Below are 18,401 nucleotides of genomic sequence, written 5' to 3'. Positions count from 1 at the left end.
TCGAAGCTAGATTATTTAAAAGGCTGAGAGAACTCACTTGCACAGCTGATAATAAGACTAAATAAAATTTTAATGGCGTTTGCTCACATAAATAATTTTTTCTTGTACTGAGTATTTCACGCCGTTAAGGCTAGATTATTGGCAAAGGAATAGGATTATTTTTAGCGTAAAATCTAGTTGAGCCTATAATTCGATGAATATTAATTTTGGAGGATTGATTGAATGTCATATACTGAAGATTTAAGGAAGGGTGTCGATTATTGGTGGGAAAAAAGCTTTAAGCATCCATTCATTCAACAGCTCGTTGATGGTACACTGGAGCCAAATATTTTTCGTTTTTACTTAATTCAAGATCATTATTATTTAGCGCATTTCGCTAAGGCGCATTATCGACTAGCGATGAAAACAAAGGATAAAGCAGTTAAACAATTAATGTTGGAAGGTAATGAAAGCTTGGCGGCAGGTGAAATAAGTGTCCGGGAATCGTTCTTTGAAGCTTTAGAAATTAAAGCAAGCGAGCTACAAGCGATGGAAATTGCGCCAACAAACTATGCTTACGTATCACATATCTATCGTCAATTTGTTGAGCAAGATGAGCTAGCTGTTTTAACAAGCCTTTTACCATGTGCATGGCTTTATACAGAAATAGGGCAACGCTTTAAAAATAAAAAAAGCCCTGAACCAATCTATCAGTCCTGGCTGGATACTTATGGTGATGATGAAATGATGGATTTTATTAATGATTATTGTTCAGTAGTTAATCAATTGGCTGAAAATGCCAGTGAAGCTAGCTTGATTTCTGCTGAACAAGCCTTTATCAAAAGCAGTATTTATGAATATAATTTTTGGGAAATGTCAATTCAGCAGGAAAAGTGGGATTCGCTAAATCAAGTGGAGGTAGGGATTCAATATGGAGATTAATCAAACGCCACAGGCTCTGACCATTGCTGGCTCTGATTCTGGTGGTGGTGCAGGTATTCAAGCCGATTTGAAAACCTTTCAGGCACGTCAGGTTTTCGGAATGTCAATTATTACGGCACTAACTGCCCAAAATACATATGGTGTGAAAGGTGTCTACGAGATACCACCTCGTTTTATCACTGAACAATTTGAGGCGTTGGCTGCCGATTTTGAGCTTGGCGCTTGTAAAACGGGGATGCTTGCAACTGCTGAAATCGTTCAAGCTGTTGTTGAAAATTATCAGAGGGTTAATTTTGGACCATTAGTTGTTGATCCAGTGATGGTTGCCAAGGGTGGTAGTCGTTTATTGAGTCCATCGGCGATTGATGCGGTTAAAAATGATTTGCTGCCGATTGCAGAACTTGTAACGCCAAATATACCTGAGGCGGAAGCATTAGTTGGTTACTCAATAAATACTGAAAAGGCAATAATTCAGGCGGCTTATGATTTAAAGCGTCTAGGGGCTAATCAGGTGATTATTAAGGGCGGTCACAGTCAGGATTCGTTAGCCTCTGATTTCGTACTTTTTGCTGACGGTAGTGAAATGTGGTATCAGACACCTAGAATCGATACTTTACGAACTCATGGGACGGGCGATACTTTTGCTTCATGCATCGTTGCTGAGCTGGCTAAGGGAACCCCAGTTAAAATGGCCGTTAAGATTGCTAAGGCTTTCATTTATGCAGCCATTAGTCAAGCAATTTCAGTCGGTCATGATCATGGGCCAACTAATCATTGGGCAGCTATTGACTTAGAAATTGTTGAAATGAGTAAAGCATGCCTTCATGATTCAAGGTAAGTTTTGGTGCAATGGTTAGTTATGGATTCAAAAGTTGATAAAATTATTTATGGAAAGAGGCTTATTTATGTATGATGCTGTTCAAAAGGCAATCACCGCAGTCTGTGTGGAAAATCCAATGGTTCATTCAATTACTAATAGTGTTACGGTTGATTTTGTCGCAAATGCCCAATTAGCTGTCGGTGCGGCAGCAGCAATGACCGAATTTACTGGTGATTCAGCCTTACTTACGCAATTTTCTAGGGCAACCTATATCAATATGGGGACTTTATCAGATGAGCGTCTGATTTCAATTCCAGAGGCAATTCAAGCAGGAGCTTCAGCTGATGTGCCACTCTGTGTCGATCCGGTTGCAGTTGGTTTAGGTATGAAAAGCGATGAGCTGATTATTCAGCTAAAAAATTCAAAGCCTGCATTATTTCGTGGCAATGCTTCAGAAATTATTGCTGTTGCCAAATTATGGGGATTAAGTGATGAAAACAGTCAGGGACCAAAAGGTGTTGAGTCAGCTGATGCGGTTGATAGCGCAAAATCAGCTGCCATTGCCATTGCGAAATACACAGGAGGTGCTGTTGCCGTTTCAGGAGCGATTGATTTAGTGACTGATGGTATTAAAATTTTCCGAATTAATGGTGGAAATGCATTAGCAACCAAGGTGACTGGTTTTGGCTGTTCTTTGGCAGGTGTTTGTGCGGCCTACTTAACGGTTACATCCCCCTTGGTAGCAGCATTAACGGGAACTTTGATTTATAATCTTGCACAAAATGAAGCTCGTTTAGTTGCCAAGGGTCCTGCAAGCTTTAAGGTTGCATTTATTGATAGCCTTTATCAGCTGACACATAAGTCAAATTTATTCAATAGCTTGGATTATACAGAATATGTTGATGAGTCGGAGGCTAAGCATGCCTAAATCATTTGATTTAACCGCCTATCTTATTATCGGTTCAGAAAATACCCTCGGGCGTCCTCTATCTGATGTTGTCTGCGCCGCCCTAGAGGGCGGTATTACATTTTTACAGCTGAGAGAAAAGCATTTAGCTACACGTGATTTTATTGAATCAGCAGTAGCAATTGCTCAAATCGTGACTCAATTTAATCAAGAGAATAAAAAATCAGTTAAGTTTGTAATAAATGATCGTCTTGATGTCGTTTTGGCTGCCAAGGAACTTGGTGCTCAGGTTGATGGGATACATATTGGACAAGATGATATCTCACCTAAAATTGCTCGAAAATTATTAGGCGAAGCGGCAATTATTGGACTGACCTGTGATTCATTAGATTTAGTTTTGGCTGCAAATCGAGAATTTATTAAGACGATTGATTATATTGGTGCAGGACCAATTCATGCAACACCGACAAAAATAGACTGCGGACATGGCTATGTTCAAGGTGTACAAGGGATTGCTAGCTTGGCATTAAAATCAGAGCTGCCGCTCGTTGCGGGTGGTGGGATTAAAGAAGCAGACCTTGAAGCACTTGCAAAAACTCAGGTAGCAGGCTGGTTTGTTGTTTCGGCCATTACAACAGCAGAAGACATTTTCTTGACCACTCAAAGCTTGATTCAGTTATGGCAGAAATATCGTAGTGAGCTTGTTTAGATATTGATCTTTGATTCATCCAGAGTATTAATTAATGAATTTTTAATTAATTAAAAAAACGATAAAACTATAGCTTAATTTGTGGGATAAAGTTAAGATAGTAATAGTTAGTTGACGCCTCAATTTAAGCTAAAGCTAATTGAAAATCTATTAATAATATTTTTGGAGATAGAAAAAGGGGATACTTGAATGACTTTAAAAAAGGTTAAAATTGATCAATTGAATTTCAATCCTTTCACAAAAATCGGTAAGGAATGGTTTTTGATAACTGCTGGTGATTCGATAAAAAATTGTAATACAATGACTGCGAGTTGGGGAACGATGGGGGTTCTCTGGCATAAGAATATCGTGACGGTGTATATTCGACCACAACGTTATACTAAGGAATTTATTAATCAGTTTACTCATTTTAGCTTATCTTTTTTTGACGCTAGTCATCGAAAGGATTTAAATTATCTAGGTAAGGTTTCTGGACGTGAAAAGCCGGATAAAATTACTGAAGCCAATTTGCAGCCAATTGAAATTGAGCAAACAATTAGCTTTAAAGAGGCTAATTACATTTTTATCGTCAAGAAGCTATATCACGATCAATTAGAGCCGGACTCATTTCTTTTTGATGATTTAACGACAAAATATTATCCAGAGCATGATTTTCATGAAGTTTTTGTAGCTGAAATTGAAGCGGTTTATACTCAAGAATAGTTGAATCGTGAGGTAATTTTATGAAAGATTATGAAAAGTTAAGTCAAGCGTACTACAATAAGATCGCAGATCGTTTTGATTATTCAATGGATGGTCTATTTAGCTATCCATTTAAAAAGCTAATTACACATGAGCTAGCAATTAATTCTGGTGAGCGGGTGTTAGATGTCGGGTGTGCGAATGGACGATTGTTAGCATTTTTGAATCGAAAGCGAATTATTAACGGCTATGGAATTGATATTTCTGAGCAATTTATCGAGATTGCTCGGAAAAATTATCCTCAATTCAAATTTTATCAGGGGAGTGCTTTAAAGCTCCCATTCCCAGATGATTTTTTCAATGTTTTGATTTGTTCGGCTAGCTTTCACCATTTTCCAGCGCCTGATGTTTTCCTTGAAGAGGCCAGACGAGTTTTGCGCAAGGGTGGGCGGCTTATTATTGCAGAAATTAATATTCCGATATTTCTGAACTTGTATAACCAATATATTGATAAATATAATCAAGAGGGTGACGTTAAGGTTTATTCGGTCAAGGAATTGAAATCACTTTTAAATCAGGCTGGCTGGCAGATTATCAAAAAGCGGATCTTCTTTCAGGTACAATATTACGAATTGATTTCAAACGGTCAGTCTGCGACGATGACCAGTAGCTGATACTGATTTTACTAAAATAATCAATAGATTATTAGGCAGCCGTCTTCGGACGACTGCCCTTTTGGCTTGCCCAAACTACATAGAATGCTGTAGTTTGTGTGCCTCTATTGCGAAAATGCTTTTGCAAATATAAAGGAGATTTCATTTTAGAATAAGATTTTTTATCATTTCAAGATAAATAAAAATTAAAATAATACTTTAAAACGATAGCTTTTTGTTATCGTTTTTTTGTTTTCAGCAAGCATCTTATTGATAGACAAAAATTATCTTTTTGATAAAAATGCGATATCATAAACGGTTTAAAAAATAATAAATTGCATTTTGCTAATGAATCAATTAAATAACAAAATTTTGAGGCGGTTAAAAGATGGAAAATCTATCACATGATTATTTTTATATATTATTCATCGGTAACTAGTTCATGTTTTAATGAATCAAACCAAGAGAGAGGAGATATGCATTGAAAATTAGGACTCCAAATGAATATATTGTTCGTGAGAGCATATTAAGTGATTTAGGCAATTATGTCAAAAAGTATGGCGATCGTATCGTTATTATTTCATCTAGCAATGGCTTTACACGTTTTCAAGCTCAATTTGAAGCTAGTCTTGATAAAAATGAAATCAGCTGGAAAAAATTTATATTTTCAGGTTTTCCAACCTTCGACAATGCCCAAAGCTTATCAACCTTTGCAAAGACGAATCAAATCCAAGCAATTATTGCATTAGGTGGTGGTCAAATAATAGATACGGCGAAAATAGCCGGGAGCTATGCCGAAATACCTGTGATTGCTGTACCAACAATTGCTGCAACCTGTGCCTCTTGGGCGGCAGTTTCAATTGTTTATGATGATAGGGGGATATATCAGACTGCTTATTTTAATCAAAGCTGCCCTGTGTATGTCTTAGTCGATTTAAGAGTTATCTTTTCTGCATCTAAGCGTTACTTATTTTCAGGAGTGATTGATACTTTTGCCAAGTGGTATGAAATCTCACCCTATCTAAAACATGCCAATCCAGCAGATGCTTCACTAAAAACTGTTGTCAGCATTGCAAAAGAGGCATTTTCTATTTTAAAAAGACAAACTGACTTGGCACTTAGTGAGGCGGCAGATGGTATTTATAATGAAAATGCTCAGGCTGTAATTGATGCCATTATTTTTCAAGCAGGATTAACAGGGAGCTTGGAATCGGGTAAATTGTATCAAGGAATTGCTCACCCATTTTATGATGCCTCTACACAGATTATCAATTCAAATCGCTATTTACATGGGGAAAAGGTTGGGTTTGGTTTATTAATTCAAAAGTATTTAGAACGAGCCGATGAAGTGGAATGGCAAGAAACCTTAGCATTATTCAAACATTTTAATAATGTTCTGACATTGCAAGATTTAGGTATCACTGATCAAGAGGTTCAATTGATCGCTAAGCATATATGGGAAAATCGGAGGGAACAGCTTTTAGCCTTAAATTTAGCAGCAAGCCAAGAAGAAATCGCAGAAGGTATAATTCAAGCAAATCAAAGAATTGAGAAATGGTTGGTGCAAAATGGGTGAGATACAAATAAAAAATACTTTGCAAGGATTAGAAAACAAGTATATCAAACGTGAATTAAAAGATAGTAACGAGAGTAAGGAGCAATTATTTATTCAACTTGATCGTAACGAAAATAACTTTGGATTTTCAAAACAGGTACCAGGTGCAATCAATCAGGCTATTTCAGAAAGCTATATCTATACTAATGTCTTTGGTGAGCCCTTGAGGACTGAGTTAGCACATTATCATCAAGTTTTACCAGATAATATCCTTGTTGGTAATGGTTCATTTGAATTAATTTCACTCATTGCGCAGGTGTTTCTTGATTCGACTTCAATAAGCCTAACGGCTACGCCCACCTTTGCTTGGTATCGAGCTGCTAGCTTGCTTGTTGGTGCGAAAGTTAAAGAAATTGCCTTAAAAGAGCACGCATTTCCGCTAAGACAGCTTATTGAGCAGGTTGACAGCGATGTAAAGCTTATTTGGTTATGCAATCCTAATAATCCAACCGGTACATATTTTTCATATCATGAGCTAAATGATTTTTTAAAGGAAATACCTGAAAATAGCTTAGTTGTTGTCGATGAGGCGTATATTGATTTTGTCACAACGAATGAGAATTATTCTGTTGCTAAATTAATCCATAAATATAAAAAATTAATTATTCTAAGGACATTTTCCAAAATACATGGTTTGGCAGGCCTTCGTGTTGGCTATGCACTTGCAGATAATTCTATTATTGAACAATTGTTTTCGTTCAAAATCCCGCCAAATACCAATCGTTTAGCTTTAGCCGCTGCAAGAACAAGCTTGAAGGATAGGACTCATTATCAATATGTTCAACAGGCTGTTAATGTCGAAAAAAAGTATTATTACGATGAGCTGTCAAAGCGCCAAATTCGATTTATCCCATCGGTAGCTAATTTTATTATGATAAATTTTGAATTGGATTCTGAAGAAGTCGTTGCTTTTTTTCAAACAAATCATCTTTTAGTTCGTGGTGGTAAAGAATATGGCTATGATCAATGGGTTCGAGTGACAATAGGTAAACATTCTGAAAACGAAAGGTTTTTCAAGGTATTAGATCAACTAATAGATAGAGTGAAGGTGAAAAAATGACAGTTATACGCGTTAAGAGCACCGCTGAGGTATTCGATGTTTATCGAATTCGTTATCAGGCATCGGTTATTGGACAAGGTATTCCTCAAGAGTCAGAATTTGATGAGCAATTTGGTCAAACCTATCCCTATCTCTTAATCCGAAATGAGCAGGCGCCAATCGCAACAGCACGACTAAATTTTACCAATAAAGCATATGCCAAAATTGAACGAGTTGCTGTCTCACCAAAATTTCAAGGGCACGGCTTTGGTCGTCAATTGATTGAAGCGGCAGAGGAGTGGATTTTGGAATTGGGATTTAAAAAGATTGTAATTACGTCACAGCTTAGCGCGGTCGAATTTTATCGAAGCCTAGGTTATCAAATTGGTACATTAATCAGTGATAATGCTGAAATTCAAACAGTTTATACAGAAAAGCAATTAGTCTAAATTATAGAATGGAGTAAGAAATGGTAGATTTAAAACACGTTTCAACACATGAATCTGAGCATGAAATAACAAAGGATGGTTCCTTTAACCGTCAAAAAAATCGTTTTACCACAGCGTTTGGTCATGGTGCAGGAGAATTACCAGTTGAAGCTGGTCGTTACCGCTTACTTTGGGCAGAAATATGTCCATGGGCGCATCGTTCAGTGATTGCTCGGGAATTATTAGGCTTGCAAGACGTGATTTCATTAGGCACCGCAAGTCCAGTAAGAACTACTCAGGGCTGGGAATTTTCATTAGATGCTGATGGTGTAGATCCGATTTTAGACATTCGATATTTACCGGAAATCTATTTGGAAACAGATCCTGACTATGACGGTCGTGCGACTGTACCGACTGTGGTAGATGTTAAGACTAGAAAAGTTGTTAATAATGATTATTTTAGATTAACTAATTATTTAGAAGATGCATTTAAACCCTTTCACAAGTCTGGCGCACCTGACTTATATCCAGTGCAGTTAAGAAAAGAAATTGATGAATTGAATGAGGTTATCTTTCATGATATTAATAACGGTGTTTATAAAGCTGGTTTTGCGCATTCGCAAGCAGCTTATGAGAAGGCTTATGACCAGCTTTTTAAGCGCTTAGATGAATTGGAAGAGCGATTGTCGAAAGGTCGCTATTTATTTGGTAATCAATTGACTGACTCTGACATTCGGCTATATGTTACCCTAGCTAGATTTGATGTGGCATATTATTCAGTATTCCGAGTTAATCGCAATCGTCTTATTGATTTTCCCAATTTATGGAATTACGCAAAAGACCTGTATCAAACTGAGGGCTTTGGTAGTACGACAAATTTTGATGCGATTAAACGAGGCTATCAATTAGGCAATCACGCTAATAATCCTTATCAAATTTTAGCCAAGGGACCAGATATTTCGGTCTGGAATCAAAAGCATGACAGAGAAAAATTTAATGATTAAGGGAGAAACAATTGAAAAAAGCTTTAAAGGTTTTCATGAGTTTACTGATTTTTGTATTTAGCTTTTCACTAATTAGCTGTAGCAAAAAATCAACGATTAGTGATAAGCCAAAAATTACGATTGCAACTGATGCTGACACTAAACCGTTTACTTATTCTGATGGTGAAAATGTTACAGGCTATGACATTGAGGTTGCACGTCAAGTTTTTACCAAGGCTGGTTATGAGGTTGAAATTATTGTAACTGATTTTGATTCAACTTTGGCAGGACTTGATACTGGCAGATATCAAGTCGTTGCAAATGATATTGGCTATAATGAAGGGCGTGCGGATAAGTACTATTTTTCTTATCCATTGTCCAAATCAAATAATGCTGTCGCTACTAAAAAGGATGTTAAGGCTGTAAAATTATCTGATTTAGCTGGCAAAACAACAGAAGTTCTACCAACAGCCAATTTCACTAAAACACTTCAAACATATAATGAAAATAATCCAAACAATCAATCAATATTACAATACGTCGATGCAAATTACCCAATTGCAAGCCGTTTATTAGATGTTGAATCTGGTAAGATTGATTTTATTTTATATGATGCGATTTCATTAAAAACGATTATTCAGGATCAAGGCATTGATTTAAGTGTGCAAAATATTGAATCCGAAACACAGGATACGCATGATGGTTATGAGTATTTTGTTTTTTCAAAGGATAAAGCGGGAAAAAAATTACAAGAGCAAGCCAATCAGGCACTTAATGAATTACGAAGGGATGGTACGCTGAAGTCACTTTCCGAAAAATTCTTTGCTGGTGATTTTGTTCCCGATGCAGAGGCATATAACTAATATTTAAAAATTCAGAATGGATGAGAAAAGGAGAAATTATGAAAAAGGGACTATTTAGAAAAGGTATTTTATTATTCGGTTGTATTTTTGCAGTAGCCTTAATTGTAACAGGATGTACTAATAAAGAAGCAGCAGAAACTGCAGAAACGAATAAAGAAACTGTTTTAGTAGGGACGGGTGCTTATCCGAGACCCTATACCTATGAGGACGATAATGGGAAATTAAAAGGATTTGATATCGATTCATTACGCGCTATTTTTAAGGGCAGTGACGAGTATACAGTAGATTTCCAAAAGGGAGAATTTGAATCTGTTCTAGCTGGTGTAGATACAGATCGTTATCAAATCGGCGCAAATGCCTTTTCAAAGACGGCGGAACGAGAAGAAAAATATCTATTTTCAAAACCAGTTTATCGTAATCCATTGGGATTGGTCGTTCCAAAGGATTCAACAATAGACAGCATTGATGACATTGCTGGATTAACAACAACTGGCGAAGCTGCTGTTAGCTATTCTATTATCATTCAAAAATATAATGAGACGCACGCTGATAACCCAGTTACTCTCAATTATACTGACAAGGACTTATCCTTACAATTTCAAGACGTGGCTGATGGTAAATCGGATTTTAAGCTTGAAAGTGCAATTATCGCAAAATATACTTTAGAATCGCACGGCTTAGATAAGGATTTGAAGGTAATTGAATTACCAGAGGATGCGGTTAAGGATCGATCTGCATTTAGCTATTACATTTTCCCGAAAAATGAAAGTGGTGAAAAATTGGTTAAGTATGTTAATGAGCGTATAGAAGCGGTACGTGAAGATGGTACTTTGAAAAAACTAAGTGAAACATATTTTTCTGGCGATTTTGTACCGACAGAAGCAGAATTTAATTCTAAATAAGGGTTTATTGTAGCTTTAACGACCAGCATCTAGCAAATTAGATGAAATTTAGTAAAAATAAAAATCATTTCATCTAAATTTCCCTAAATTTGTACGATGCTAAACGGTCGTATCAGCTTTATAGACAATCTGGCTTTAACGACCAGCATCTAGCAAATTAGATGAAATTTAGTAAAAATAAAAATCATTTTATCTAAATTTCCCTAAATTTGTACGATGCTAAATGGTCGTATCAGCTTTATAGAAAAGGATGATTTTATGGAAATCGATACGCTTGTAGTAACTGGTATTTCATCAAAGGAAAATCCGCAGCATGCCGTTGTACCACCAATTTTTTTAACAACTACCTATGCTCAGGCTGGATTAGAGGAATTTGGTGCTTATCAATATTCAAGAGCACATAATCCAACCAGAACTCAATTAGAAACACTCGTAGCAAGGCTTGAGCAATCCGAATTTGCCTTTTCCTTTGCTTCAGGAATGGCAGCTAGTAGCGCTTTTTTTAGCCTATTTCAGCCAGGAGATAAAATTTTAATTAACAGTAATATTTATGGTGGTACATTTTCTTATCTTAAAACATATTTACCGCAATATCAGATTGATTACGAGTTAATTGATGACTTGAATGAGCTGAGTACAGCGCATTTTTCAAAAAATATCAAGGGTATTTTTATTGAAACACCCTCAAATCCACTGCTACGCGTCACAGATATTGCAAGAGTCAGTCGGCTTGCTCATCAGCAGGGGGCAATTGTCGCTGTTGATAATACTTTTTTGACTCCCTATTATCAAAGGCCGCTCGAACTTGGTGCAGATCTTGTCATTTATTCAGCAACAAAATATTTTGGCGGGCACGCTGATGTGATTGCTGGCTTAGTTACAACAAATGATGCGAGCCTGGCAGATAAAATTCGTTTTTATCAAATAAATCAAGGCGCAATTCTAAGTCCATTTGATGCATATTCCTTGATTAGAGGTATTAAAACACTTGCCATTCGTCTGGACCGTCAAGCCCAAAACACAAAGGCAATTATTGAATTTTTAACTGCACACCAAGCAATTGATCAGCTTTATTTTGCTGGTAGTTTTTCTGATAATGAACAAACAATTCAAGCACGCCAAGCAAGTGGAATAGGTGCTGTGATTTCATTTTCTTTAAAACCAGCCTTTTGTGTTAAAAAATTCTTATCAGCGCTCGAACGTTTTGACTTAGCAGCTAGTTTAGGTGGTGTTGAGAGCTTGATTGAGCATGTTGCCAGCATGAGTCATCAATCATTTAGTCAGGAAATCCTAGAAAAATTAGGAATAACAAACCAGCTGGTTCGTTTAGCGGTTGGTATTGAAAATAAAAATGATTTAATTGCTGATTTAAAGCAAGCATTAGGTCAAGCAGAAAAAGAGGTATGAAATGAGTTATCATAAAAAAATTACTGATTTAATTGGTGAGACACCGTTATTGAAGCTAGAGAATCCAGATAGCAATCAGTATGCAGATGTTTTTATTAAGCTTGAATATTTTAATGTCGGTGGTAGTGTTAAGGATCGGATTGCACTAAATTTAATTGAAACGGCAGAAAAATCAGGCATTCTAAAAACTGGGAAAACAATTGTTGAAGCAACGAGCGGTAATACAGGAATTGGTCTGGCGATGGTGGCAGCAGCTAAAAATTATCCTTTAATTGTTATTTTACCAGATGCAGTTAGCAATGAACGCAAACAGCTTATTCGCGCCTATGGTGGAACAGTGCTAGAAACACCAGCAATTGGTGGGATTAAAGCAAGCTTTGATAAGCTAGAAGCGCTACTTGCAGAGAATTCTGATTTTCTATCGCTTAGACAATTTGAAAATGAAGCAAATCCAGCAATTCACTATCAGACAACAGGTCCAGAGATTGTTGCTGACTTAGGGCAGCTTCCTGACGCTTTTGTTGCTGGCGTTGGTACCGGTGGTACTTTAACCGGTGTAGGCAAATATTTACGTGAACAGTCAAAGGATATTCAAATTTTCGCAGTTGAACCCAAGGATTCAGCCGTTTTAAGTGGCGGAATAGCGGGACCCCATAAAATACAAGGTATTGGGGCAGGATTGATACCACCAATTTTGAATCAAACAGTTTATGACTCGGTGATTCAGGTATCAAATGAACAAGCAATTGATCAAGCTCGCTCAATCGCTAAGAATACTGGCGTATTACTTGGTTTTTCATCTGGTGCTGCCATTTATGCGGCTTATGAAGCTGCTAAGCAGTTAGGGTCGGGGAAAAAGGTAGTTGCGATTGCTCCAGATAACGGCGAACGCTATCTATCAACTGATTTGTTTGAGTGATATAGCTGATAAATAATTTGACAACGAACCAAATTTTTTTAGCTAGTCCAGCTTCAACGGCTTTGCAAGTAGCTGCATGCAATTTCATTTTGAAAATCAAAATGAAATGTAGACAATGTACTTTTGAGTTAAGCATTTGCTTCAGTATATGTTAAAGGCTTAAAAAAGAAAGTCTACCGTTCGTAGTTATCAAGGTGAACCCGTTTCAGCTTTTTTTAGATAGGAGTAAAAATGTCAGGAAAAATTTTCGATATTGAGGCTGTTTGGTCAGCATTTCCCAAGCTGATTAAAATGATTCCAGTAACACTTGAAATTACCTTTATTTCAATGTTGATTGGACTCGTACTAGGCTTAATCTTTGCAGTAATTAAGATGAATAAAATTCCAGTCCTATATCAAATCTTGTTGGTATTTGTCAGTTTTATTCGAGGTACTCCAATTGTAGTTCAATTATATTTAACTTATTCCGGGATTCCTTTATTCTTAAAATATTTAAATTCAATCAATGGCACAAATTATAATATTAACGCTGTACCCGCATTGCTTTTTGTATTAGTTACTTATGCATTGAACGAAGCAGCCTATCAGTCGGAGACGATTCGATCAGCCTTGCTTTCGGTGGATCGAGGTCAAATTGAAGCTGCGGAGAGCTTAGGTATGACTTATCCTCAAATTTTAAGACGTATTATTTTACCAGAAGCAACAGTGGTTGCTGTGCCACCATTGGCAAATGCATTAATGGGCTTATTAAAGGGCACCTCACTGGCATTTGTTGCAGGCGTGGTTGAGATGACTGCTCAGGTTAAAATAATCGCAGGTAATAATTTTAGATATTTTGAAACCTATATTGCCGTTGCCTTAATCTATTGGCTATTAAATATCGTGATTGAATTTTTGGTTCATCTGTTAGAAGATAAACTGGATATTAAAGATTCACGTGGGAAAAATAAGCTTGGAAAAAATCCGTTCAGTTCTAAGGGAGGTGGAGATACTGTTTTTAGTTGAAAATCTAACAAAAAAATTTCATGACAATGTGGTATTAGATAATTTAACATTATCGTTTGAAAGAGGTGACGTGATTGCCTTGATTGGTTCATCTGGTGCTGGTAAATCTACGTTTTTAAGAAGCCTAAACTATCTTGAAAAGCCTGATAATGGGTGCTTAACTTTAGAAAATCAGACCTTTGATTTTTCAACCATTAAAAAGCAAGAAATTTTAGAATTAAGGCAGCAAACAGCAATGGTTTTTCAGCAATTTAACTTATTTGAGCGTAAAACAGCACTTGAAAATGTAAAGGAGGGCTTAAAAATTGTCAAAAAACTTTCGGATAAGGAAGCGGGGGAAATTGCTAGCTTTGAATTAGATAAGGTTGGCTTATCTGATCGAAAAAACTATTTTCCAAAGCATTTATCAGGCGGGCAAAAGCAGCGTGTTGGGATTGCAAGAGCTTTGGCGATGAATCCGAAATTATTATTATTAGATGAGCCAACCTCAGCTTTGGATCCAGAATTAGTCACCGAGGTGCAGATGACCATTCAAAAAGCGGCCAAAGAAGGTCAAACAATGCTTTTAGTTTCGCATGAAATGGCGTTTGTTAGAGAGGTGGCGACTAAGGTTATTTTTTTAGAAAATGGTCAAATCATCGAGAGTGGGTTGACTGATGATGTTTTTAATCGACCAGAAAATGTGAGAACGAGAGAGTTTTTATCGCAAAATCAGCAAAAATTTGAGCCAGAGTTTGTTTTATAAAAAGTTTATTTGACATGACTTGGAGGTGTAAATGTTAGAAAATTGGCAAACCTTTGAGGATGAGCTAGTAAAAATTCGTCATCAGATACATCAAAATCCAGAATTATCCAATCAGGAATTTGAAACTACGAAGCTTATAAAAAATCAATTAGATAAATGGCATATTAAAATAGTTGATACCGTTTTAAAAACGGGGGTTATTGCTGAAATTGGTGATGGCAGTAATGGCGCAACGATTGCCCTTCGAGCAGATATTGATGCCCTACCAATTATTGAAAAAACAGGCTTAGCATATTCATCCAAAAATATAGGCGTTATGCATGCCTGTGGTCATGATTTTCACCTAACTAGTTTGCTTGGGGCAGCAAGGCTATTAAAGGCTAATGAAGGTCAGCTTAATGGGTTAGTTCGCTTGATTTTTCAACCTGCCGAAGAGAATTATCGAGGTGCTCTAAAAGTAATCAAGGCGGGGCATCTAAAGGATGTTAAGGCGATTATTGGGGATCATAATCATCCGCAGCTTTTACCAGGGGAAATTGGTTTGATCACAGGAGGCATTATGGCAGCAGTTGATCAATTTATGGTAAAGATTATTGGCGTCGGTACTCATGCAGCTAATCCACACTTAGGGAAAGATGTTATTGTCGCTATGAGTCAGATGATTAATCAATTACAAGCAATTGTCGCTAGAAATGTTTCTCCAGCAGATGCTGTCGTGATTAGTGTTACTCGTATTGAAGCAGGTAATACATGGAATGTTTTACCTGATACTGCAGTATTTGAAGGAACAATTCGTAGCTTTAGTAATCAAAATCGACAATATGTCAAGGACCGCTTTAGTACAATTGTTAAGCAAACCGCTGAAATATATGATGTTTCTACTTCGATTCGCTGGATTGAAGGGCCCGGCGTTACAAATAATGATATAGAGCTGACTAATGTTATTGTTGCAAATTCTAAAAAATTTGCAAAGGTGTTTAAAGCAGCGCCTTCAAATGGCGGCGAAGATTTTGCAGACTATCAAGCAATTCTTCCGGGTGTTTTTGCTTTTATTGGCAGTAACGGCAAGCCTAATGCTAGTGGCTGGCATCACAGTGATTTTACGGTTAGAGATGAGGGATTAAAAACAGCCGTTTTATATTACGTTGAGAATAGTTATCGTTTACTTGAATATTTTGACGAAAAGTGAGGAATCTAATGGTTGAAAATAAAGTGAGTCAGTCAATTGAAATTGCAAAGGATGGTCGGTTTATTCGACAAACGAATCAATTTATTGCCAAATTTGGTGATGGTGCAGATGAACTGCCAGTTATTGCGAATAAATATCGCTTACTATGGGCACCTGTTTGTCCCTGGGCGCATCGGGCAGTGATTGTTCGGAAGGTTTTAGGGCTTGAAAAAGTGATTAGCCTTGGTACAGCTGATCCAATACGACCGAAGCTTGAACATACAGACTGGTCATTTACATTAGATGAGGGTGATGTTGATCCGGTTCTTGGCATTCATTATCTGAGCGAAGTGTATCTTAATGCTGATCCAGAGTATACGAAACGTCCAACAGTACCAGCACTTATTGATATTGAAAGTAAAAAGGTTGTTGAAAATGATTATCATAATTTAACCTATTATTTTGAACGAGACTGGAAGAAATTTCATAAGAAGGATGCCCCTGATCTATTTCCAGTTGAGCTAGAGGCGCAAATTCGTCAGTTAAATGATATTATTTTTCATGAAATTAATAATGGTGTTTATAAGGCAGGCTTTGCGAAAAGCCAGGCTGCTTATGAAGCTGCCTACGATACTGTTTTTGAACGTTTAGATTGGCTTGACAAGCGACTAGCGAATCAAAGATACCTACATGGCAATCAGCTGACAGACAGTGATGTAAGATTGTATAGCACTTTAGCACGCTTTGATGTTGCCTATTATGCTGCTTTCAATGTGAATAAAAAACGATTAATTGATTATCCAAATCTTTGGGGGTATGCAAGAGATTTATATCAAACCTATGGTTTTGGTGATACAACAGATTTTGCAGCAATAAAAAAGCATTACTTCTTATCGATTCATTTAAAACCACAGGAGTCACATCAAAAAATTTTACCAAAAGGACCAGATGTTTCAGTCTGGTTAGAGCCTAGCGACAGAGTGACAAAATTTAGTTAGGAGTGCCTATGTCAGTAGATAAAGAGTTAACTTTTGTGATAGAAGATAGTAAAATTGATTATCAGCAGGTCAAAAATTTATTGCATCATTATGGTCTAACTGACCTACCAGCTGAAAAAATTGAGTTAGCCTTTAAGAATAGCTTGTATCAAGTTTTTGTACTAGATGCCGATAGCTTAGTTGTCGGCTGTGGACGTGCGATTTCAGATGGCGTTTCGCACGCCGAAATTTATAATATCGCCTTGCTAGAAAAATACCAGCATAAAGGCATAGGTCAACAAATCATTCAAAATTTGATTAAGCAAGCTCATGGACAAATTATCACATTATATACAGCACCATGGTCAGTTGATTGGTATATCAAGCAAGGGTTTCGAAGGCTTAATACCGGCTTAATAAGATTTAGAGCTCATGAAATTGAATGGATGACAGAAAAGAAATTTATTGAATAAAATATATGATACACTGTTAAAATAGTATGCTAGCTTGATTATCGGTAAGCAAACAAATGAGTGATTGCGTACGAGTTGATAGTTAGGATTGACAATTCATCATTTCTTTTATATGATGGATTTATTGATAAACGGATGGTTATTATAACTTATGGTATAAGCCAAACCCAAACAAAATAATTTGGTCTTTTATTGACCTGATCATTTTTGTTTGGGTTTTTATATTTTATAAACAATTTATTTAAGGAGGCAATAGTGGATCAAAAAGTGGTATTTTTAGATGTTGATGGAACAATTGTAACTTATGAGAATGTGATCCCAGCCAGTGCTATCGAGGCAATCCGAGCAGCACGGCAAAATGGGCATCTCGTTTACATGAATACAGGTAGAAGTCGTGCTGAAATCCCTGAGGCGCTTTGGGAGATTGGTTTTGATGGTCTAATCGGTGGTAATGGGAGCTATGTGGAGTCTCAAAATCAAATCATTATGCATCAAGTGATTTCTGAAGCTGATAGTCGAGCAATTGTTGATTGGTTAATCGATCGCAAGCTTGAGTTCTATATTGAAACGAATGATGGCCTATTTGCAAGTCATAATTTTAAGGAGCGTAGTCAAAGCACCTTTTATGAATATGCAAGGGGTAAGGGAATGGCGGAAAGTGAGGCTAAGGCGCTAGATGCCACGACTGCATTGCACGGGGTGGTTTTTGACGGTAATTTATATCGAAATGATGTGAATAAGGTTAGCTTTATTTTAGAAAGCTACGAGGACTACTTAGCAGCAAAAACCGATTTTTCACATTTAAAGGTTGGTACCTGGGGTGGATTAGGTGAAAAAGCTTTATTTGGTGACATAGGTGTTGCTGGTATTGATAAAAAAATAGCGGTTAAAGCATTAGTTGAGTCTCTTGGTATTGATCTTAGCCAAACAATCGCCTTTGGCGATGCTAAAATAGATATCCCAATGCTTGAAGTAAGCCAAATCGGCGTTGCAATGGGGAACGGTGGGGCTGAAATAAAAGCAATGGCGGATTATATCACCGATGATGTCGCTGAGAATGGTTTAAAGAATGCATTCGTTCACTTTGATTTAATTTAATTTTAAAATTGATAGGAAACTGAGTTCAACTCGGTTTCTTTTTTTCCTTAGTAATACGGAAAAAGTACAACTGGCGAAAAAATGTAAG

Annotated in this window: 20 protein-coding genes; all 20 read left to right on the top strand. The window is 36.8% G+C overall.

Going from position 1 to position 18,401, the window contains the following annotated elements:
- The first annotated feature begins 222 nt into the window (after positions 1 to 222).
- Entirely contained in the window at positions 223 to 921 is a 699-nt protein-coding gene (gene tenA / locus HOY35_RS04055; RefSeq protein WP_172210625.1) for a thiaminase II, read from the top strand.
- Positions 911 to 1,759 carry a bifunctional hydroxymethylpyrimidine kinase/phosphomethylpyrimidine kinase gene (thiD, locus tag HOY35_RS04050; RefSeq protein ID WP_172210626.1) on the top strand — a complete coding sequence of 283 codons (849 nt, stop codon included), beginning with the start codon at positions 911 to 913 and terminating at the stop codon, positions 1,757 to 1,759. The genes tenA and thiD overlap by 11 nt, the downstream gene beginning before the upstream one ends.
- Positions 1,760 to 1,826: 67 nt before the next feature.
- The gene (locus HOY35_RS04045) at positions 1,827 to 2,669 is read left to right on the top strand and encodes a hydroxyethylthiazole kinase (RefSeq protein ID WP_172210627.1); all 843 of its coding nucleotides are present in this window, start codon (positions 1,827 to 1,829) and stop codon (positions 2,667 to 2,669) included.
- A complete protein-coding gene (thiE, locus tag HOY35_RS04040; protein ID WP_172210628.1) occupies positions 2,662 to 3,357 on the top strand; it encodes a thiamine phosphate synthase in 696 nt (231 codons plus the stop codon). Before HOY35_RS04045 ends, thiE begins: the two co-directional genes overlap by 8 nt.
- 189 nt (positions 3,358 to 3,546) lie before the next feature.
- Positions 3,547 to 4,059: a flavin reductase gene (locus tag HOY35_RS04035; protein WP_172210629.1), complete on the top strand. Its 513-nt coding sequence runs from the start codon at positions 3,547 to 3,549 to the stop codon at positions 4,057 to 4,059.
- Positions 4,060 to 4,079: 20 nt separating this feature from the next.
- Positions 4,080 to 4,712, top strand: coding sequence for a class I SAM-dependent methyltransferase (locus tag HOY35_RS04030; protein WP_172210630.1), 633 nt, complete (start codon positions 4,080 to 4,082; stop codon positions 4,710 to 4,712).
- 460 nt (positions 4,713 to 5,172) lie between these two features.
- A complete protein-coding gene (locus HOY35_RS04025; protein WP_172210631.1) occupies positions 5,173 to 6,267 on the top strand; it encodes an iron-containing alcohol dehydrogenase family protein in 1,095 nt (364 codons plus the stop codon).
- On the top strand, positions 6,260 to 7,366 hold the full coding sequence (hisC, locus tag HOY35_RS04020) for a histidinol-phosphate transaminase (protein ID WP_172210632.1): 1,107 nt from the start codon (positions 6,260 to 6,262) through the stop codon (positions 7,364 to 7,366). The genes HOY35_RS04025 and hisC overlap by 8 nt, the downstream gene beginning before the upstream one ends.
- A complete protein-coding gene (locus HOY35_RS04015; protein WP_172210633.1) occupies positions 7,363 to 7,794 on the top strand; it encodes a GNAT family N-acetyltransferase in 432 nt (143 codons plus the stop codon). The genes hisC and HOY35_RS04015 overlap by 4 nt, the downstream gene beginning before the upstream one ends.
- Positions 7,795 to 7,814: 20 nt before the next feature.
- Positions 7,815 to 8,777: a glutathione S-transferase family protein gene (locus HOY35_RS04010; RefSeq protein ID WP_172210634.1), complete on the top strand. Its 963-nt coding sequence runs from the start codon at positions 7,815 to 7,817 to the stop codon at positions 8,775 to 8,777.
- A gap of 11 nt (positions 8,778 to 8,788) precedes the next feature.
- Positions 8,789 to 9,619, top strand: coding sequence for a transporter substrate-binding domain-containing protein (locus HOY35_RS04005; RefSeq protein WP_172210635.1), 831 nt, complete (start codon positions 8,789 to 8,791; stop codon positions 9,617 to 9,619).
- A gap of 38 nt (positions 9,620 to 9,657) precedes the next feature.
- Positions 9,658 to 10,521: a transporter substrate-binding domain-containing protein gene (locus HOY35_RS04000; protein ID WP_172210636.1), complete on the top strand. Its 864-nt coding sequence runs from the start codon at positions 9,658 to 9,660 to the stop codon at positions 10,519 to 10,521.
- 258 nt (positions 10,522 to 10,779) lie between these two features.
- Positions 10,780 to 11,928, top strand: coding sequence for a PLP-dependent aspartate aminotransferase family protein (locus HOY35_RS03995; RefSeq protein WP_172210637.1), 1,149 nt, complete (start codon positions 10,780 to 10,782; stop codon positions 11,926 to 11,928).
- Position 11,929: 1 nt separating this feature from the next.
- Entirely contained in the window at positions 11,930 to 12,847 is a 918-nt protein-coding gene (gene cysK / locus HOY35_RS03990) for a cysteine synthase A (protein ID WP_172210638.1), read from the top strand.
- Between the two features lie 231 nt (positions 12,848 to 13,078).
- Entirely contained in the window at positions 13,079 to 13,852 is a 774-nt protein-coding gene (locus HOY35_RS03985) for an amino acid ABC transporter permease (RefSeq protein ID WP_172210639.1), read from the top strand.
- Positions 13,839 to 14,597: an amino acid ABC transporter ATP-binding protein gene (locus HOY35_RS03980; protein ID WP_172211009.1), complete on the top strand. Its 759-nt coding sequence runs from the start codon at positions 13,839 to 13,841 to the stop codon at positions 14,595 to 14,597. Before HOY35_RS03985 ends, HOY35_RS03980 begins: the two co-directional genes overlap by 14 nt.
- A 31-nt stretch (positions 14,598 to 14,628) precedes the next feature.
- On the top strand, positions 14,629 to 15,786 hold the full coding sequence (locus HOY35_RS03975) for an amidohydrolase (RefSeq protein ID WP_172285803.1): 1,158 nt from the start codon (positions 14,629 to 14,631) through the stop codon (positions 15,784 to 15,786).
- Positions 15,787 to 15,794: 8 nt separating this feature from the next.
- Complete coding sequence (locus HOY35_RS03970) at positions 15,795 to 16,763, top strand: glutathione S-transferase family protein (RefSeq protein ID WP_172210641.1); 969 nt, start codon at positions 15,795 to 15,797, stop codon at positions 16,761 to 16,763.
- 8 nt (positions 16,764 to 16,771) lie between these two features.
- Complete coding sequence (locus HOY35_RS03965; protein ID WP_172210642.1) at positions 16,772 to 17,215, top strand: GNAT family N-acetyltransferase; 444 nt, start codon at positions 16,772 to 16,774, stop codon at positions 17,213 to 17,215.
- Between the two features lie 255 nt (positions 17,216 to 17,470).
- Positions 17,471 to 18,313, top strand: coding sequence for a Cof-type HAD-IIB family hydrolase (locus HOY35_RS03960; RefSeq protein ID WP_172210643.1), 843 nt, complete (start codon positions 17,471 to 17,473; stop codon positions 18,311 to 18,313).
- Positions 18,314 to 18,401 lie beyond the last annotated feature (88 nt).

Source organism: Enterococcus sp. MMGLQ5-1, assembly GCF_013155265.1.
GTDB lineage: Bacteria > Bacillota > Bacilli > Lactobacillales > Streptococcaceae > MMGLQ5-1.
This window is presented reverse-complemented; position numbering and strand designations above follow the sequence as displayed.

Excerpts from the sequence above, each read along its gene's own strand:
- cysK (WP_172210638.1), top strand. The coding sequence starts at position 11,930 with ATGAGTTATCATAAAAAAATTACTGATTTAATTGGTGAGACACCGTTA.
- HOY35_RS03965 (WP_172210642.1), top strand. The coding sequence starts at position 16,772 with ATGTCAGTAGATAAAGAGTTAACTTTTGTGATAGAAGATAGTAAAATT.
- HOY35_RS03970 (WP_172210641.1), top strand. The coding sequence starts at position 15,795 with ATGGTTGAAAATAAAGTGAGTCAGTCAATTGAAATTGCAAAGGATGGT.
- hisC (WP_172210632.1), top strand. The coding sequence starts at position 6,260 with ATGGGTGAGATACAAATAAAAAATACTTTGCAAGGATTAGAAAACAAG.
- thiD (WP_172210626.1), top strand. The coding sequence starts at position 911 with ATGGAGATTAATCAAACGCCACAGGCTCTGACCATTGCTGGCTCTGAT.
- HOY35_RS04015 (WP_172210633.1), top strand. The coding sequence starts at position 7,363 with ATGACAGTTATACGCGTTAAGAGCACCGCTGAGGTATTCGATGTTTAT.
- thiE (WP_172210628.1), top strand. The coding sequence starts at position 2,662 with ATGCCTAAATCATTTGATTTAACCGCCTATCTTATTATCGGTTCAGAA.
- tenA (WP_172210625.1), top strand. The coding sequence starts at position 223 with ATGTCATATACTGAAGATTTAAGGAAGGGTGTCGATTATTGGTGGGAA.
- HOY35_RS03975 (WP_172285803.1), top strand. The coding sequence starts at position 14,629 with ATGTTAGAAAATTGGCAAACCTTTGAGGATGAGCTAGTAAAAATTCGT.
- HOY35_RS04035 (WP_172210629.1), top strand. The coding sequence starts at position 3,547 with ATGACTTTAAAAAAGGTTAAAATTGATCAATTGAATTTCAATCCTTTC.
- HOY35_RS04000 (WP_172210636.1), top strand. The coding sequence starts at position 9,658 with ATGAAAAAGGGACTATTTAGAAAAGGTATTTTATTATTCGGTTGTATT.
- HOY35_RS03995 (WP_172210637.1), top strand. The coding sequence starts at position 10,780 with ATGGAAATCGATACGCTTGTAGTAACTGGTATTTCATCAAAGGAAAAT.
- HOY35_RS04030 (WP_172210630.1), top strand. The coding sequence starts at position 4,080 with ATGAAAGATTATGAAAAGTTAAGTCAAGCGTACTACAATAAGATCGCA.
- HOY35_RS04010 (WP_172210634.1), top strand. The coding sequence starts at position 7,815 with ATGGTAGATTTAAAACACGTTTCAACACATGAATCTGAGCATGAAATA.
- HOY35_RS04045 (WP_172210627.1), top strand. The coding sequence starts at position 1,827 with ATGTATGATGCTGTTCAAAAGGCAATCACCGCAGTCTGTGTGGAAAAT.
- HOY35_RS03985 (WP_172210639.1), top strand. The coding sequence starts at position 13,079 with ATGTCAGGAAAAATTTTCGATATTGAGGCTGTTTGGTCAGCATTTCCC.